Origin of the sequence: Niallia sp. RD1, from assembly GCF_024219955.1 — a bacterium.
GTDB classification, from domain to species: domain Bacteria; phylum Bacillota; class Bacilli; order Bacillales; family Cytobacillaceae; genus Niallia; species Niallia alba.
Map to the genome: position 1 here is coordinate 4608231 of NZ_CP100420.1, position 18456 is coordinate 4626686.

General features: G+C 35.3%; 18 protein-coding genes. 2 read left to right on the forward strand and 16 right to left on the reverse strand.

Annotated features, from left to right (window positions below; genetic code table 11):
- Positions 1-20 precede the first annotated feature (20 nt).
- From aroH to spoIVA, 11 genes are all read right to left on the reverse strand, one after another.
- On the reverse strand, positions 21-386 hold the full coding sequence (gene aroH, locus NKG37_RS22240; protein WP_016203043.1) for a chorismate mutase: 366 nt from the start codon (positions 384-386) through the stop codon (positions 21-23).
- Positions 387-1469: a 3-dehydroquinate synthase gene (gene aroB, locus NKG37_RS22245; RefSeq protein ID WP_016203042.1), complete on the reverse strand. Its 1083-nt coding sequence runs from the start codon at positions 1467-1469 to the stop codon at positions 387-389.
- Positions 1469-2641, reverse strand: coding sequence for a chorismate synthase (gene aroC / locus NKG37_RS22250; protein ID WP_016203041.1), 1173 nt, complete (start codon positions 2639-2641; stop codon positions 1469-1471). Before aroC ends, aroB begins: the two co-directional genes overlap by 1 nt.
- A gap of 340 nt (positions 2642-2981) precedes the next feature.
- On the reverse strand, positions 2982-3755 hold the full coding sequence (locus tag NKG37_RS22255) for a CheR family methyltransferase (protein ID WP_016203040.1): 774 nt from the start codon (positions 3753-3755) through the stop codon (positions 2982-2984).
- Between the two features lie 210 nt (positions 3756-3965).
- Positions 3966-4412, reverse strand: a complete 447-nt coding sequence (gene ndk / locus NKG37_RS22260; RefSeq protein ID WP_016203039.1) for a nucleoside-diphosphate kinase — start codon at positions 4410-4412, stop codon at positions 3966-3968.
- A 137-nt stretch (positions 4413-4549) separates the two neighbouring features.
- Positions 4550-5512: a heptaprenyl diphosphate synthase component II gene (gene hepT, locus NKG37_RS22265; RefSeq protein WP_016203038.1), complete on the reverse strand. Its 963-nt coding sequence runs from the start codon at positions 5510-5512 to the stop codon at positions 4550-4552.
- A 232-nt stretch (positions 5513-5744) separates the two neighbouring features.
- On the reverse strand, positions 5745-6446 hold the full coding sequence (locus tag NKG37_RS22270) for a demethylmenaquinone methyltransferase (RefSeq protein WP_169188775.1): 702 nt from the start codon (positions 6444-6446) through the stop codon (positions 5745-5747).
- Positions 6447-6450: 4 nt separating this feature from the next.
- Positions 6451-7242, reverse strand: a complete 792-nt coding sequence (locus tag NKG37_RS22275) for a heptaprenyl diphosphate synthase component 1 (protein WP_016203035.1) — start codon at positions 7240-7242, stop codon at positions 6451-6453.
- A 382-nt stretch (positions 7243-7624) separates the two neighbouring features.
- On the reverse strand, positions 7625-8941 hold the full coding sequence (locus NKG37_RS22280) for an ISLre2 family transposase (protein WP_254415351.1): 1317 nt from the start codon (positions 8939-8941) through the stop codon (positions 7625-7627).
- 356 nt (positions 8942-9297) lie between these two features.
- A complete protein-coding gene (locus tag NKG37_RS22285; protein WP_016203034.1) occupies positions 9298-9570 on the reverse strand; it encodes an HU family DNA-binding protein in 273 nt (90 codons plus the stop codon).
- Positions 9571-10050: 480 nt separating this feature from the next.
- Positions 10051-11529: a stage IV sporulation protein A gene (gene spoIVA, locus NKG37_RS22290; protein ID WP_169188777.1), complete on the reverse strand. Its 1479-nt coding sequence runs from the start codon at positions 11527-11529 to the stop codon at positions 10051-10053.
- An 848-nt stretch (positions 11530-12377) separates the two neighbouring features.
- Between spoIVA and NKG37_RS22295 the strand changes: the two genes are divergently transcribed.
- Positions 12378-13543, forward strand: a protein-coding gene (locus NKG37_RS22295) for an IS3 family transposase (RefSeq protein WP_367976194.1) whose coding sequence is annotated in 2 segments (ribosomal slippage) — positions 12378-12636 and positions 12636-13543 — 1167 coding nt in all. Because the reading frame shifts where the segments join, the coding sequence is not laid out codon by codon here.
- A gap of 57 nt (positions 13544-13600) precedes the next feature.
- On the opposite strand, the gene NKG37_RS22300 is transcribed toward NKG37_RS22295, so the two are convergent.
- The 5 genes from NKG37_RS22300 to NKG37_RS22320 all read right to left on the reverse strand — a co-directional run bounded on the left by NKG37_RS22300 (position 13601) and on the right by NKG37_RS22320 (position 17987).
- Entirely contained in the window at positions 13601-14653 is a 1053-nt protein-coding gene (locus NKG37_RS22300) for an NAD(P)H-dependent glycerol-3-phosphate dehydrogenase (protein WP_040343296.1), read from the reverse strand.
- Positions 14654-14663: 10 nt separating this feature from the next.
- Complete coding sequence (gene der / locus NKG37_RS22305; protein WP_101731380.1) at positions 14664-15974, reverse strand: ribosome biogenesis GTPase Der; 1311 nt, start codon at positions 15972-15974, stop codon at positions 14664-14666.
- Between the two features lie 395 nt (positions 15975-16369).
- Positions 16370-16555 carry a capping complex subunit for YIEGIA gene (locus NKG37_RS22310; RefSeq protein ID WP_016203029.1) on the reverse strand — a complete coding sequence of 62 codons (186 nt, stop codon included), beginning with the start codon at positions 16553-16555 and terminating at the stop codon, positions 16370-16372.
- Positions 16552-17442, reverse strand: coding sequence for a YIEGIA family protein (locus NKG37_RS22315; RefSeq protein ID WP_169188779.1), 891 nt, complete (start codon positions 17440-17442; stop codon positions 16552-16554). The genes NKG37_RS22310 and NKG37_RS22315 overlap by 4 nt, the downstream gene beginning before the upstream one ends.
- Positions 17439-17987 (reverse strand): YphA family membrane protein, encoded by a 549-nt coding sequence (locus NKG37_RS22320; RefSeq protein WP_254415352.1) that lies wholly within the window; start codon positions 17985-17987, stop codon positions 17439-17441. The genes NKG37_RS22315 and NKG37_RS22320 overlap by 4 nt, the downstream gene beginning before the upstream one ends.
- 268 nt (positions 17988-18255) lie before the next feature.
- Here NKG37_RS22320 and NKG37_RS22325 point away from each other — a divergent pair, with 268 nt between their 5' ends.
- Positions 18256-18393: a YpzI family protein gene (locus tag NKG37_RS22325; protein ID WP_016203026.1), complete on the forward strand. Its 138-nt coding sequence runs from the start codon at positions 18256-18258 to the stop codon at positions 18391-18393.
- Positions 18394-18456: the final 63 nt, after the last annotated feature.

Here is an 18456-nt window from a genome sequence, read left to right on the forward strand (position 1 = left end):
TTTTTTCACCCCGAGTAGTTTTATTGTTTTGTTAAATCTGGTCTTAATTGAATAGCCTTTTCTAAATAAGTATGCTGGATTTCATCTTGACGAAGCTCAGTGTTCCAATGCATCATAATACGAATGCACTTTTCTAACGCCTGCGGAACAGCTATTTCCTTCATGCACATTACTGGAACGTAGGTCCAATCTTCTTGCATTCGAATAACTTTAGCTGGAAAAGCAGCATTTATATCATCTGTTACCGATAAGAATACTGATGCTACATCAACTGCTTTTATCTTATTTGCCTTAATCATCTCTTTAAAAAGGCTTTCTGTAGCTGATAATATTTCTGCTTCGATATTATTTTCAACCGTTATAGCTCCCCTAACTCCTCTAATCATCTACTTCCCACCTTTGAATAACGCTAATTCTTTTCTTATTTCCTCTTCAGTCATCTCTACTAGAACAGGAATTCCTAATTCTTTCAAAAGGACAAAACGGATCGTTCCATTTACCGATTTTTTATCCTGTCTCATTCGATCAATCAAACGGTCTATTTCTAAATTTTCTGGAATATCATAGGCATATCCAAGCTGTTTAAGCCACTTTATGAATTCCTCAATAGAAAATACTAAGTCGCATTTCTGTTTGCTTAATCTTAACGCAAAAATCATTCCTATAACAATTGCTTCCCCGTGCGTAAATTTCCCATAACCCATCTCAGCTTCAATTGCATGACCTAACGTATGACCAAAATTCAAAAAGGCACGTACATTTGCTTCTCTTTCATCCTTTTCTACAATTGCCCGTTTAACAAGAATTCCTTTTTCCAGAATCGCTGACCAATAACCTACATTTACTTTTGATAAATCACTTATCTGACTTTGCAATTCATGATAAAACGCTACATCACTTATTAATGCGTGCTTGATTACCTCTCCAAACCCTGAACGCAGCTCTTGAAGTGGTAGCGTAGTTAGAAAAGTTGTATCATAGATAACTGCTTCTGGCTGATTAAAAACACCAATCATATTTTTTCCAAGAGGATGATTAATAGCGACTTTCCCCCCAACCGCACTATCATGAGCTAAAATAGTTGTAGGTATCTGAATGAAAGGAATTCCTCTCATAAAGGACGCAGCTACATAACCAGCTAAATCACCAACCGCCCCCCCACCCAATGCTAGCACTAATGATTTACGGTCTAAATGTTGTTCGAGCATATAAGTCAAACAAGCATAAAAAACGTCAAAAGTTTTCGCCTTTTCTCCTGCTGGTACTGTATATGTAATAACAGGAAAAGAGGAAAGTTTATTTTCTACTGTCTTCAAATGCAGCTTTTCTACCGATTCATCTGTAATAATCAAGATTTTTGTTGCGTCAGCAAAATTCTTTTGTATAAAAAAAGTTAGCTGATTAATAACATGTTCCCCAATCCATACATCGTATTGTTTTGACGCTGTTTGAATAGAAACAGTGTGCATTAGAATTCCCTCGCATGTCTATTGTGCTCAGCAATATTAGCTACAAGTCCTTCGAAACGATCAGAATAAAACTGATCAACAATGGCTGAAGCAAGCTCCCAAGCAACAGCGTGCTCTGCTACTACTGACGCAGCTGGAACCGCGCAACTATCACTTCGTTCAATACTTGCTGTAAATTCTTCTTTTGTATCGATATCAACACTCTTTAACGGTTTGTACAAGGTCGGAATCGGCTTCATTACTCCTCTTACAACTAGCGGCATTCCATTAGTCATTCCACCTTCTAAACCACCTAAACGGTTCGTTCTACGTGAATAACCGGTTTCTTTATCCCAGATAATTTCATCATGGACTTCACTTCCAGGCATTCTCGCAGCTTCAAAACCAATGCCAATCTCTACTCCTTTAAATGCATTAATACTCATTATGGCAGCGGCAAGCTTTGCATCTAGCTTACGATCATAATGAACATAGCTGCCAACACCAATCGGCATGCCTTCCACAATCACTTCGACAACTCCGCCAATCGAATCGCCATTCGCTTTTGCCTCATCAATCGCCTTCATCATTTCCAGTCCCGCTTCTTCATCTAAACAGCGAACTGGAGAATTTTCTGTGATTTCCTTAAGCTTTTCAATCGATTCATAATCTGCAACTTTTGATTTTATACCACCAATTTCCACTACATGAGAAGCAACTTTAATCCCTAACAAAGCAAGTAATTTCTTCGCTACCGCTCCTGCTGCCACACGAACTGTCGTTTCACGTGCTGACGAACGCTCTAACACGTTTCTCATATCACGATGACCATATTTAATGGCCCCGTTTAGATCGGCATGCCCAGGTCTTGGACGGCTAATCTTTCTTTTTATATCATTTGCTTCTGCATCATCAAGCGGATCCTGCCCCATAATTTTGGTCCAATGCTTCCAATCATTATTTTCTACGATTAGAGAAACAGGTGAACCTAATGTATAGCCATGTCTAATACCACCGCCAATTTCAACAGTATCTGTTTCAATTTGCATTCTTCTTCCTCTGCCATGCCCCTTTTGCCTTCTAGCTAGTTCCTCATTTATATCTTCTGCTAATAAAGGCATTCCAGCAGGAAGTCCTTCTATAATCGTAATTAATTTGGGACCATGCGACTCCCCAGATGTTAAGTATCTCATAAATAAATCCTTTCTCCCTTCAACGCTTTAAAGTGATTATGTTCCAATATAACATACCAATCCTGTTATGAATAGAGAAAATCTAAAAATCTTTGCAAAATATTAGAATATCGTTTTCCTATCACATAAGAAAAAAACACTGATTCAAACAATGGCAAAACAACGACAAAATGACATCATTGTTTTGCCATTATTTTCCTCACTCTTAACGAGCAGCTAACCAGTCAGCTAACTGCCGAAAATCGATGAAGCGAGACTGGAACTTTCCCGTAAAGATTCGATAAGTGCAACTAACCATCCGGGGGAGGATGAAGAAAAAAACTCCATGGATGGAAATTTTTTATATTTTTCGATAGAAAAAAGTATCCGCTGTTTCTAATCCATATTTGGCAGGTGTAAAAATCTGTTCCGTACTACCGACAAAGAATATCCCACCAGGTCTTAATGCTTGGGCAAATTTATGATAAAGCTGATCTTTCGCTTCCTCTGTAAAATAGATCAGAACATTCCTGCAAACAATTAAGTCAAATGGTCCACCAAACGAATCAGATAATAAATTTTGCTGCTTAAACATAACATTTTTTTTCACTTCTTCTTTAACTTTGTACATTGTACCTTCTTTTTCAAAACACTTATCCTTTTGAGCAATTGGCACTTCATTCAATGCTCGTTCTAAATAAACACCCTTTTTCGCTCTTTCTAGTGCGTTAATATCAATATCTGTCGCAAGAATTTGGAAGTCCCTTGCCTTCATTTCATTCATTAAGAGCATGGATAAAGTATACGGCTCTTCTCCTGTTGAGCAAGCTGCACTCCAAACCTTTAGCTGTGATTTTGATTGGAGGAGATCGGGCAATATTTTTTTCTCCAATACCTCCCAGCGTTTAAAGTTTCGATAAAACTCGGAGACATTGATTGTCATTCGATCTAATAACTCGTCTAACAAATTTTTATCTGTATGTATTGCCTTAAAATACTCTGCAAAGGAAGTAAAGCCTCTTTTTTCATAAAGAGAGGTTAACCTTCTTTTCATTTGAGCTTCTTTATATAAAGATAAATCTATTCCTGATATTCGATAGAAATTCTTTATAAAATCTTGAAAATCCTTCTCCATGTAAATTCCTCTCAACCATCATAATATCTACTTCTTTTTTAGTATATACGATTTTCCCGCAAAAGGGCCAAATTTTATTCCGATAATTCATATAATTACTAGAAAAGCCCATCAGCCCTTGGGAGACAAGAAAAGCGCAGGGCCCGGTTAGTGGCGTGTGTAGTGAAATAAAATAGCTGCCCTGCATAGGACAGCTATCGTAAGCTAATATTAGTAAATCCAACTATCTAATAATTTGTTATACTCTACTATCTCTTCTTCTCGAAAGAAAAGGGAAATTTCTCTTTGCGCACTTTCTCTTCCATCTGATCCATGGATAATATTTTTATGTTTTACTACGCCAAAATCTCCTCGAATGGTTCCTGGTAAAGCTTCTAAAGGATCGGTTTTGCCCATCATTAGTCTTGATTTTGCAATTACTCCCTCTCCTTGCCAAACCATAGCAAAAACAGGACCAGAAGTGATAAAATCTACTAATTCTGTAAAAAAAGGCTTTTCCTTATGCTCTGCATAATGTTGTTCAGCTATATTTTCAGAAACATGGATAAACTTTGCGCCAACAAGCTGAAAACCTTTTTCTTCGAATCGGGTTACTATTTTTCCTATTAGATTTCTTTGTACCCCATCTGGCTTTACCATTAGAAATGTTCTTTCCATAAGCTCACTCCTACCATATGTATTAGACTAGTAAACATGGTCATTCATGAAAAACTTAACATAAAAATCCAAATTTTGCAAAAGTTTTTTCAAACGCTTTCATATAGGATGATTACTTTGGGAAATTCCCATTTCTTCTAAAATTTGCGTTTTCCTAAATACTTTGCAATATTAGTAAGTGCTGATTTTGCTTTTCCGCTTGGTAAATCACGAATGGTATGCAACGCTTTGTTTAAATACATATCACTAACCTGTAAAGATCGATCAATAGCATCTGTACTTTTAATACTATCAATAATGTCCATTAATTCGTTCTTAGGCATCGTTTCGTGAACAGTTATCACTTTTTGCCTAACCTGCTCATATTCCATCGCAAACAAAACAGGTAAGGTAATATTGCCTTGAAGTAAATCTCCTCCAGCAGGTTTCCCTAATTCTTGTTCCGTCCCGACAAAATCAAGCACATCATCAATGATTTGATAGGACATTCCCACATAGTAGCCAAATTGATATAACTTTTGCTGATACTTTTCCTCTACATCAGAGACTATTGCACCAACTAAAGAGCTTGCTGATATTAATAGAGCCGTTTTCCGTTTTATTCTCCGAAAATAATCTCTGATATTCTGATCAAATCGATATTTGTCTTTAATTTGCTGTATTTCTCCGATACATACTTCCACTATTGTATTAGCAAGGACTCGGTGAGCAGCAGGCTTATCTATCTCACTCATTATTTCCATTGACCTGGCAAAAATATAATCCCCTGTATACATGGCAACTTTATTATCCCATTTTGCTTTAATCGTAGGTTGTCCTCTTCTTAAATCCGAATCATCTATAACATCATCATGAACTAAAGAAGCCATGTGAATTAATTCTAAAGAAATTGCTGCTTTCTCTATTTTTTGAATATCATAGTTCCCAAATTGTCCAGCAAGCAATACGAATATCGGTCGAATTCTTTTTCCGCCCGCTTGCAATAAATGCAAGGAAGATTCATGTAATATGGAAGAGTTTGCCTGTACTGTTTCTTCCAATGCTCGCTCAATTTTTTCTATATCCGAATTCAAAAATGAGTACATCATTTTTAATTTCACCAACTACTCACCCAACTTGTATCGATATTTTGAAATAATTAAGTATTGTTTCACATTATAAAATGCTTAAGTAAAAATAATCTGTCTCAAATGGTTTAGGATTATTAACATGTAGTCTAAATACATGACGATAAGTTTACTGAAATACTCAACATTTGTGTTGTAAGATTTCACGATTAGACACTATAAGTGCACACGTATTTAGACTGTTTAAATCCTAATTCTGACTCGTTTACTTATAACCTAAATGAACTGCAGCAACTCCGCCGAAATACGGTTTATAAGTCACTTTATGTAGACCAGCCTCTTTAAACATAGTAGCAAGTTCTTTCATTCCTGGAAAATCACGTGCAGATTCTTGGAGCCAAGAATATTCTTTATAACTTTTCGCAAATAATTTACCAAAAAGAGGCATGATATATCGAAAATATACATAATATCCTTGTTTAAAAATCGGCATTGTTGGCTGAGATGTTTCCAAACATACTACCATCCCTCCTGGTTTTACTACTCTTCTCATTTCTTTTAAAACAGTTAAATAGTTAGGAACATTTCGTAAGCCAAAGCCAATTGTCACGAAATCAAAATGATTGTCAGGAAAGGGTAATTCCATTGCATTACCATGAAGAAGTTCTATATTTTGATAATCAGCTGTTTTTTCTTTCCCAATACTCAACATATTTTCACTAAAATCAAGCCCAATCACTTTACCAGAAGGCCCAACCTGATCGGCTAGACTAATTGTCCAATCAGCTGTTCCACAGCATACATCCAGACATGCTGCTCCTTTTGGTACATTCATTTTTTTCATTGTGTCTTTTCGCCACAATTTATGTTGTTGAAAACTAATAACAGAATTCATTTTATCGTAATTACCATAAATCTTTTCAAATACATTATGTACCTTTTCTTCTTTAGATTGCTGCTCTTGCATTTTATTACCCTTCCTCTACGTACAATTGTTGTTTGTTTATTACTTTCAATAATTGATAGACATTTTCTCTCAACTCTGCTTGTAAATCAGGAAGATTTTCTAGCAACTCTTCTAAGCGAAAACTTGTCTCTTTTATATGTTTATCTAACACCGCTACTTTATTACTATTTATAGGTAATAATTTCTTATTCTCATACTCACAAAAAGCATCGACTACTATTGAACTATTTGTATGATTGTATTCCTCTTTTTCTTTTCGGATTCGAGAAAGAAATAAAAATTCTCTGACGAATAATTTCCATCCATCCAATTGATAATAGTCGACAAGTTTTTGGATTAACGCTCCCTCAATAGTTTTCAGACTTTCTTTTAGCTGCTCGATTGAGTTTGCATTCTGGTGATAAAAGAATATTTTATTCTCGTTAACCTCTTTAATTCCTTCCGCTAGGAATTTTAGCATTCTAAAGTCTTCGATTTCGGCTAATATTTTATAATATTGCCCACTATATAAATCCCCTGCTAATACAGTTAGCTGTCTATTTCTTTCGTTCCCTTTATGCATCTTTTCATTTGTAATAAGCTCATGGGTATCAAGGGCAATCTGAATAAGTGTAATTGTTGTTGCATATGTAATAATGTCTTGTTTTTTTATCTTTACCTGTAACAGAACAGATATTGTTAGTAGAAGCTTATGTTCATCTAAAATTGGATTTGGTATATGCTTTTGCAAATAATGATTCGAGGTTTTTTCAACCACTCTTCTTTTTACACTTTCTAATAATTCTTGAATAGCCATAACATCACCCTTGTTCCCATTTATTCCTGATTATCGTTTCATACTCGTTTATGGAAAATAAATATCCTCACTTTTGCTTTATAGCTTAATAAGTATAAAGCTGTTTACTGCTACGCACAGAAGTAAAAAGCCAAAGCCATCTTCATTAGACTTAACTTAAAGTTCCGTGCAACAACTTTACGTAAAAGTTCATTTGAATTTCTATCATATCTTTTAAATATTATATCACAACAGAAAGTAAAGGGATACAATAGCCACTTGGGAGATTGAGTCAAGTTTTTGTGGGAGTTTTTTTAGCTCCCTTTTTTATAAAGTAAAACCTCTAAGTTTGTATCCGCTTTCCAATTGGTTTTGTTCTTCCAACTGTTGATTCTCTCATTTTTTAAAAACCTTTTAATCCCTGTAAGGCAAAGTGAACGGGTTTTCCAATCGCTTGATTTAAGTATGGCATGTTCTGACGCACGGTTTCTGTTACTAATTTTGTGGGTATTTTTCTTTTCGGTCGATGCTCTTTCTTTGATTTTTCCGTGGCTTTTTCCCATTTTCCATATATCGTTTGGATAGATAGATCATCCTTCAACCCAATCCACAAACGTGCCATGCTCATGACGCCTTTTTTGCTCCATGCTCTTCCATTTTTTAATCGTTTGGCTAATTGATTCATCATTGCTTCTGCACTTCCCATTGGACGATACGCTGTCGTGTCCACGCCTTTCTCCTGTAACCAACTACGGTAATCTTTTATGGTTTCCTGATGATGCGTTAAAAAGCCGAGGAAATGTGCTAGTTTTTCTTCTTCTTCTGGTGTATCCATTGTTCCTACTGCGCTATTCAACTCTAGAAGTAATGTTTCTACCTGGTAGTTTTTTAACGCTCTTTTCATGTAGCGGTATCGAGGATGGCTCTTCATTAGTTGCTTCATCGAACGAGCGACATGAAAACGGTCCATGGTGAAAAAGGCGCGTTCCCGAAAATACTCCCGACATGCCGTTATCCAGCCTGCTCCATCGCCATTAATAATAAGCAAGGTTTGGGTTGGATCATACGCATAATGATTCTGTAAGAACGTTTCAAAGGCTTCCCAAAAGGGTTCTTTTCCTTCATAAAGAAAATGCCTTTTATTTCGGAGCCTGATTCGCTTTCCGTTTTCTTTCCATCCCTCGTGTACAGCGGCGAATTTCAACTCCCATCCACGCTTTTTCTTTTCTTGACTCTTCACATATAATCCATCTACTTCGACAAACAATACCTTTTGAAAAGGGCGTTTTTCCTTAGCGGGAAGTACGCTTGTTTGAAGAAGATGTTGCCGTAATGCTTCGTGGCTCATCGCCGAATAGCCTAAAAATTGTTCGAACGTTTCCACCGCCTTTCGATAGGAGGAGCCATTCGTCGCTAGTTCTAACCCCCATTCTTCTAGTAGCGGACTAAATCCCTTATTCCCCTGAAACTGTAAATAGTGATCTAATAGACAAATATATTTTTTAGTCACACGATCAAAATAATAATTACGCTTCAGCTCCACAGCTCCAAACGCTGTATCTAATCGTATTTCTCGTTTATCACGTAAAGCAAATCTTCTTTTGTCTCGTTGCTTGGCAATCTCTTGATCCCAATTTTCTAACGTTTGAATAAGGATTTCTTGAAACGTCATTTGTAGTGTTCGAAATAAAGTTTTTTCCAATTCTTTTAATGATGGCATTTTTATGTTACATTGATTCATGAGAGCCTCTCCTTTTCGTAGTTTTCTAGTCAAACTCTACTTTACAAAAGGAAGCTCTCTTTTTTAATACTTAATTTTTTCCAGCTACCGCGCTTTCGCTTGGTGGCCTTTTTGTCTAGTTGGGGGACTCGTCCCCCAACTAGACAAAAAGGATATTTATTCTCCCACAAACATTTTACTCATACCACTTGGGAAAGATTCCACTCTCTGTTTTGTTGTAACTAATTTAATCTACAGCATCAAAATGCAGTATCTTTTCTTTACTATACTAAAAAATAACATAAAAAAACCGCGATAATTTCGCGGTTTTAGTGAAATACTATTATTGTATGTAATTATTTCACTGCGTCTTTAAGTGCTTTACCTGGTTTAAAAGCAGGAACTTTACTTGCTGCGATTTCAATTTCTTCACCAGTTTGTGGGTTACGACCTTTACGAGCCGCACGCTCACGTACTTCAAAGTTACCAAAACCGATAAGTTGTACTTTATCACCATCTTTTAAAGCATTCAAAATTGTATCGAAAACAGCATCAACTGCTTTAGTAGCGTCCTTTTTTGATAGTTCACTTGCTTCAGCAACTGCATTGATTAATTCTGTCTTGTTCATGCCTTTCACCTCCTCCCGAGTGTTTCAAATAAAAGCTTAAAATTAGTTTCATATCTTTATTTGTAAACAAATTAACGGAATTATATACGTCCTACTGAATTTTTTCTTAAATGTCATGCATTTGATCACACTAAGAACTATTCAAGTATTAAGAGACTTAACTTTTATAAAAAAGATTAAGAATCCTTTTATAACGCTAATTCCTTTAAAAGATTATCATAATCATTTGTGCATATCAAGAAATTTTATAAATTGATAGCAATATTTTCTTATTTTGAAATAAAAGCGTAACATTAAAACCATAAAATTTCCATTTACATCCAAAAACCGAGCGAAAATGTTACTATATTTCTGTAGTTTCCGTTATATCAATAGCGGGTATATAAACAAATAATAGGATATTTTTTCTAAAATCTCATCTACCTTTAAAAAATTTTTGTTCTTTAAATACACAAAAAAAAGAACTCTAAAATAGAGTTCTTACAAAATAATTGCTATTAATCCACCAGAACCTTCATTGATGATTCTTTCTAATGTTTCTTTTAGTTTATAACGGGCATTTTCTGGCATTAATGAAAGTTTGGCTTGGATTCCTTCCCGCACGATGGAACTTAGGCTTCTTCCAAAAATATCTGAATTCCAAATGGATAACGGATCATCCTCAAAATCTTGCATTAAGTATCTTACTAATTCCTCACTTTGCTTTTCTGATCCAATAATAGGAGCAAATTCACTCTCTACATCTACTTTAATCATATGAATAGAAGGTGCAACAGCCTTCAGTCTGACTCCAAATCTCGAGCCTTGACGAATAATCTCTGGTTCATCTAAACTCATGTCCACTAATGATGGTGCAGCTATGCCATAACCTGTTTGTTTTACCATTTTTAATGCATCTGATATTTGGTCATACTCCGTTTTTGCATGAGCAAAATCTTGCATTAATTCTAATAAGTGGTCTTTTCCTCTAATTTCTACCCCAACAATTTCTTTCAGGATGTCATCATATAACTCATCTGGTGCAAATAGATCAATTTCCGCAATTCCTTGCCCCATTTCAATGCCAGCCAGACCAGCATTTTCAATAAATTCATATTCACTAAATTGTGAAACAACTCTATCTACATCTCTTAATCTCTTAATATCTTTTACCGTTTCTTTAACTGCTTCTTGATAACTATCTCTTAACCAATGATTTTCTCTTAAAACCATTACCCAGCTTGGTAAGTTAACATTTACTTCTAAGACCGGAAACTCGAATAATGCTTCACGCATAACATTTAATACATCTGCTTCACGCATACTTTCTACGCTCATAGCAATAACCGGGATATCATATTTTTCAGAAAGCTCTGTTTTTAAAGCTTCTGTATTAGGATGATATGGTTGCGCACTGTTTATAATCATGATAAACGGCTTTCCAACCTCTTTTAATTCTTCAATTACTCTATTCTCAGCTTCCAAATAGTTACTTCTTGGAATGTCACCAATCGTACCATCGGTTGTAATCACCACTCCAATTGTGCTGTGCTCTTGAATAACCTTTCTTGTTCCTATTTCAGCAGCTTCATGAAACGGAATAGGTTCCTCATACCAAGGTGTATTGATCATTCTAGGACCATTCTCATCCTCGTAGCCTTGTGCTCCTGGTACAGTGTACCCAACACAATCAACAAGCCTAATATTCACTTCTAATCCCTCATCTACTTTAATAGAGGCCGCTTGATTAGGAACGAACTTTGGTTCTGTTGTCATAATTGTTTTTCCTGCTGCACTTTGAGGAAGCTCATCTTTTGTACGAGCTCTATCTCCTTCATTTTCCATGTTCGGGATAACAACCAATTCCATGAATTTTTTTATAAAAGTTGATTTTCCAGTACGTACTGCACCTACTACACCTAAGTAAATATCACCGCCCGTTCTTTCGGCAATATCTTTAAAAATATTTACCTTTTCCAAGTGATCCCCTCCTGAACTTTTCCTAGTACATGGGATAGAATTATCCATTTAATACTATTAGACAATATATATTTATGATGTTGTCCTATCTCTTTATGACTTATTTTTTATTTTCTCCTCCTTTTTTTTGCTAGTTTTATTTGAAAGTAGCATTTTCTCTGTTTATGAACGTAAAAATGATATCCATCCATACGTTATATTTATTGAAACTAGCATAAGACTATTTGTTTCTTTATGCATAAAATAAAAAACCTTCTCTTCAATATATACAAGAAGAGAAGGGATATGACACTTTTTGTTAGGAAAACAGCTAGGAAGACAAGTAAATAACCATAAAGCAGGGCAGCCAGTCTATTAAAACGAGCCCACATGGTGTACAAACATTCATTTAAACTTCCATCAATGGGCTTCTTACTCCCATGAAAATAAACGGTTGTCACCTCGATTTTCATCCTTGTTGGTGAAGTTTGCTTCATGGATGGCTGCCCGTTAAGAGTGGGATAAAAAGGGTGCACATGACCCAATAGAGAGTGAAACCAATCGATTAGATTAAAAAATGGAAAATAAAAAAAATCAAAGTAAAAAGTAGGGGAAACTTTTTACTTTGATTTTCCATCGACTATTTGACCCAAACCCTGTTCATTCCACTAGGTTGCTCAAAGCATTTTATGTTATAACATACATTTTCGAACCATTAAAACGCCTAAATTTCCATAAAAAGATTTTGTTTGTTTCTTCCTTTCAAAAGAAAGGCTTTATGAATTTGATATTATCCCCTACAGGTAGACTGTAAAAAAAGAGAGAGCATGTTATTATGTTCTTAATAGTCTATCTGGAGGGGATTTTTTATGGCCAAAAAAGGACAAACCTTTTCACAATATACAGAAGGTCTAAAAAAGGAAGTAGTGCGTTTAAAATTGGAGGAAGGTTGGTCTTACCGAATGTTATGGGAAACGTTCGGTATTAAGAGTGATGCCCAAATAGCAGAATGGGTTAAGAAAGTAAAAAATGGAGAGTCCTTTGATGATCAAAGAGGAAATTGGAATCGGAAAAACTTTTCAAGTGTAGAAGAGGAAAATGCCTATTTGAAAGCGCAGGTAGAATATTTAAAAAAGCGCAATCCAAATCTACATGGGAAGGAGTGGTCCTCAAAGTAAATCGGTTTGAAATCATTGATAAATTAAGATCAAGACATTCATTAAGTTGGTTATTTCAAATAGCTGAAGTTTCAAAAGCAGGCTTTTATAAGTGGAGGAAAACTCATTCAAAGAGAGCTATTCGTCTAAACGAGGATGGTTTATTCAAGGAACACATTTTAGCTATTCATAAATTGCACCCCCATTTAGGATACAAACGCATGACTACAGCTTTAAAACGAGAAGGGATTTTTATAAACCACAAACGTGTTAGAAGGTTAATGAGAGATTTAGGAATTCGTTCTGTTATTCGAAAAAAACGTCCTTTCTATGGAAGAAGAGGCTCTATAGTATTTCCTAACATTCTTAATCAAAATTTCTACGCAGAAAATTACTATCAGAAGCTTGTGACGGATATTACATATATTCGAATTGGACATAATTCATTTGTTTATTTATCAGCCGTTTTGGACCTTTATAATAATGAGATTGTAGCATGGGAAATGTCTACTAGAAATGATTTAGAATTAGTGCAAAATACAGTAATTAAATTAAATCCATCTTTAATTAAGAATGGAGAAACACTTTTACATTCTGACCAAGGATTTCAATATACAACTAAGCGATATCAAAAGCTTTTAGAAGGTATGAAAATAGTCGGTAGCCATTCTAGAAAAGGAAATTGTTTTGATAATGCATGTATAGAGTCGTTCTTTTCACATTTAAAAACAGAAAAGCTTTATTTAGTTGCACCAAAAACGTATGAGGAAACTTACAAAGCTGTAAACGAATATATTTTCTATTACAATCACGAACGATTTCAGAAAAAATATAACGACCTTTCCCCGATTGAATATCGAGAAAAGGCCGCAGCTTAATATACTCTTTTTTTCATTGTCTACTTGACAGGGGTAAGTGCAATTAAACATCTTTTTTTATTCTATGTACTGAGAGGCAAGAATGTTTATTAAATCTTCCATTTCATTCGTTTTCCCTCTTGCCATCAGGCTCTCTACTGCTGCTTTGGCATCTTGTCCATTAAATAAAATCTGGAACAAAGCATTTGTAATAGGCATCGTTACTCCATATTTTTCAGAAAGCTGATGTGCTGCTTTTGTAGTACGTATACCTTCCACAACCATTCCCATTTGGTCCAGCACTTCTTCTAGCGCATGACCTTTTCCAAGCATATTGCCTGCTCTCCAGTTTCTAGAATGAACACTTGTACAAGTAACAATCAAATCTCCAATCCCTGTTAAACCAGCAAAGGTAAGAGGATTTGCACCCATTCTTGTTCCTAATCTTGCCATCTCAGCAAGACCTCTTGTAATTAATGCCGCCTTAGCATTATCGCCAAATCCTAATCCATCTGCAATTCCTGCACATACTGCAATGATATTTTTCAAGGCACCGCCAATTTCGACCCCAATAAGATCCGGATTTGTATATACTCGGAAATTATGATTGATAAATAAATCTTGAACAAGTTCAGCTTCATCCATCTTCTTAGAAGATACTGTAACTGTTGTTGGATGACGTAGGCTTACTTCCTCCGCATGACTAGGACCTGAGAGCACAACAATACTTTTACGCATGCTTTCAGGTATCTCTTCCTCCATTATTTCAGAAATTCTCATTAATGTGCCTGGCTCAATTCCTTTACTAACATGAACGAATGTTTTCTGCTTTTTAATGTAAGGAAGCATTTGCGGAATAACCTCACGCATTGCTTTGGTTGGTATGGCCAATACAATGATATCTGCTTCCTGAATACACTGTTCTAACGAAGTTGTTCCAACTACTTCGTTAGGCAGGGTAATCCCAGGCAAATATTTGCTATTTTGATGTAAGCTATTTATCTCTGCAATGTTTTTCTCATCTTTTCCCCAAAGTCGAACAGTATGACCATTGTCGCCAAGAACTAATGATAGAGCTGTTCCCCAGCTACCAGCACCAATCATTGCTACGGATTTCTTATCTTTCATCATTTACACCTCTTTATTTTCTTTCTCTTGCAAATATTTTAATCGGTGTTCCTTCAAAACCAAAGGCATCTCTAACCCGATTTTCTAAAAATCGCTCATAAGAAAAGTGAAGCAATTCTGGATCATTCACAAATACAACAAAAGTAGGTGGTCCTACCGCAACTTGGGTAGTATAGTATATTTTCAATCTTTTTCCTTTATCAGTTGGAGTAGGATTCATTGCAACAGCGTCCATAATAACATCATTTAACACACTTGTTTCTACTCTGCGTGTATGATTTTCACTGGCAACCTTGATCATCGGTATTAATGTATGAATACGTTTTTTCGTTTTTGCAGAAAGGAAAACAATTGGTGCATAGTCTAAGAATAGGAAATGTTCTCTAATTGTTTGTTCAAATGTTTTCATTGTTTTTTCATCTTTTTCTACAGCATCCCATTTATTCACTACAATAATAATTGCTCTTCCAGCCTCATGAGCATAACCTGCAATTTTTTTATCCTGCTCAATAATTCCTTCTTCTCCATCAATAACCACTAAAACGACATCGGATCGTTCGATGGCACGTAATGCTCTTAATACACTATATTTTTCTGTAGACTCATATACTTTACCTTTTTTTCTCATTCCTGCTGTATCGATAATAACAAACTTTTCGCCATTAACCGTAACTTCAGAATCAATTGCGTCTCGTGTAGTACCAGCCACATTACTAACAATTACTCTTTCTTCACCTAGCATTGCATTTACTAACGAAGATTTACCGACATTCGGTCTCCCAATCAGGGAAAACTTAATGACATCATCATCATAATCCTTCGTATCACGCTTTGGAAAGTGATTTGCCGCCTCGTCTAATAAATCCCCTAATCCTAAACCATGTGATCCAGAAATTGGGAATGGTTCTCCAAAACCTAAGGCGTAAAAATCATAAATTTGTTCTCGCATATCTGGGTTATCCACTTTATTTACAGCTAAGACAACAGGCTTTTTCGCTTTATATAAAATTTTTGCCACTTCTTCATCTGCAGCTGTAACGCCCTCACGACCATTTGTTATAAAGATGATTACATCTGCTTCCTCAATTGCAATTTCCGCTTGCATACGTATTTGATCTAAAAAAGGTTCATCTCCAATATCAATTCCACCTGTATCAATAAGGTTAAAATCATGATTCAACCATTCTGCTGAGCTATAGATACGATCTCTTGTTACTCCTGGTATATCTTCTACAATGGAGATACGTTCTCCTACTATCCGATTAAAAATAGTTGATTTACCGACATTCGGTCGTCCAACTATTGCAATAACTGGTTTAGCCATCGCTATCATCCCTTCATACATAATCATTCTATCCATGCAACATGATTCCTACGATTAAATGCTTTCAAGCGTAAGGTAATCACGATGTTAAAGAACATTCTTAGATTATTTCTTGCTTTTATGAACGTAACTACTAATTTTTTTAGTAGTTTCCGTTTTTACAGCTCCGTTTTTTAGTAGAAATTATTTAAACTTATTCCTAAATTCTATCAAGAACGAAATCAATAATCGACTGTTCAAGTAATACCCTTTAACAAAAAATAGTAAAATAGGGGCTAACCCGAAAACTGTAAGGTAGACCCCTAACTAAAACATTTTATCAAAGAGAAGTTATCCTAGCAACATAAAACTGCATTTCTTTCCATAACAATCATTTATATAGCGTTGTTTCGATATTAATGCTTAACAATTATAAAGACTTCTTCACTGATTTTATGCGCAATCCCATCTAGTATAGCTTCTAAATTAGTCGCTATTGTTTCCAGTTCCTTTGTATCTTCACAATAAAACACACCACTGCCTGGTGCAACTTTATTAGGATTCGTAGTTATGGAGGCTAAAATGTATTTTTCTACATTCATTCTAACTCTTCCTCTCTTTCTTCACGCTTACTTGGCATTCGAATAGCATTTTCTAATGTTGGGACTGCACCGATAATTCGAATGGCTTTCTTTTCATTTTGTATTTGTGGTAATACGAAAATTGCTACTCTCCCATCTTCCAGATCTCTTTTAGCTAGCGGCACTAACGCAGGTGTTCCTGAGTCGCGGTAAACGCCTAGTGCTGTAGTAACATCATAAAGAATAGCTTGTCTTTGGCCTAAGTTTGCAATAGTCGTTCTTGCATTAAAATTCTTAGGGGTTAAAATAAACCCCATTCCATATTTTAATACTTCCTTCTGTCGCTCCGGTAAACCAATGTTCATGATATAAATTGTATCAACATGTAAACCAGCACCCGCAAACGTTGGTTGTACATATTGAATATCTACTATATCTTTTAAATGTCCACCAGACATTAGTTTTTTTGCTACCACTGCCGAGAAAATAGCTGCGAGGATTCCTGTCCAGATGTTGAAAGCAATATAGCCAAATGTACTGACCAGACCTGCAAACATCACTAAATAATTTCGACTTTCAAAAGCAATGGCTATTCCTTCAATATATGTTTTTCCTCTTGGAACCATCTCAAAACTATCTAATTCAGTAAGTGTATTTCTTTCCATGTTCCTAACTTCACGAAATTGGGAAGCAGCAACAGTTAAGAATGTTACTGCCGTAAAGTCTTTGTTTAAAATAGATGGAATAGCTACTGAACCTAAACCAGCAGCGATAAAGCCTAAGGCAATGTGAATTATTTTCCCATGTAAATAAGTAGGATATTGTCTATAATCAGTTCGAAGCATATATATCCTTAATAGTGTCCCGACAATTACCCCAAATAGAATTGGATAAGCGAAATTACTCATACGTTATTTTTTCTCTCCTTTTCAAGCATAAATACATACTGTTCCCATCTTGCAAGCGTCATTTTTAGATAAAAAAGAGATATCATTCCCAGCATACCAAGCATAAAAGAATCAAAAAAATGCATAGAGCCAATCGAATAATTCATCTGATAGCTCCTTAAAACAAAACTTAATACTATATCCCCCATCATACTTCCGATTGACAGAATAAGGATTTGACAAACGATATTTCTATGTAAAAGGATGACTAGTATAAATAATATACTTGCCTTAAGCCATACGCCCGGGATAAATACCCATATCGGATCAATAATCGCCATTAGCTCATATGTAATATAAGCTAACATCACAAAAAAAGACGAAACTATACAGTACATAGATTTTTTCCAGTGTAGACGACTTGTATAAAAAAATGAAATGACCAATACAACTAGGGGTAAAATCGAAAAACGCACATGTTGCCACTCCCAATTCAACCCACATAAAACAATCGCTAATAATAAATAAATGGAATATTCCGTTCGCTTTTGGTTCCTTTTATCCATAAAAAAAGTCGTAAATATCCAAAGAAACCAGGTACAAAATAAAAAAATTGATCCTGCCATCATTCTCACTCTCCTATTTTTCCATTATGTCTCGGAAGTATGTAATTTAAACGAAAAAGATAGAAGTAACAAATGGAACTGTATTTGTATTTTTATGTAGGAATTTTTTTCATTAAGTAGTTTTCTGCACGATGTAGAATAATAAAATTAAACTTCTGTAAAGGAAGTCGAACGTTTCAAATTTATTATTGGTAGGAGGAGTTTTTTTATGGGTAAGGATAGACAGGAAAAAAAATTAAAAAAAAGCAACAGAGTTGAATCAGACCGTGATCAAGCACTTCATTACAATGGCGCAACTAGATTACAAAGTCCAGAAGAAGGCAGATTATTAAACGATAATAAGTAGAAAACACACAATAAGGGTGACCTCAATGGCCACCCCTACAAATTTCTTTTGTATAAGAGAAAG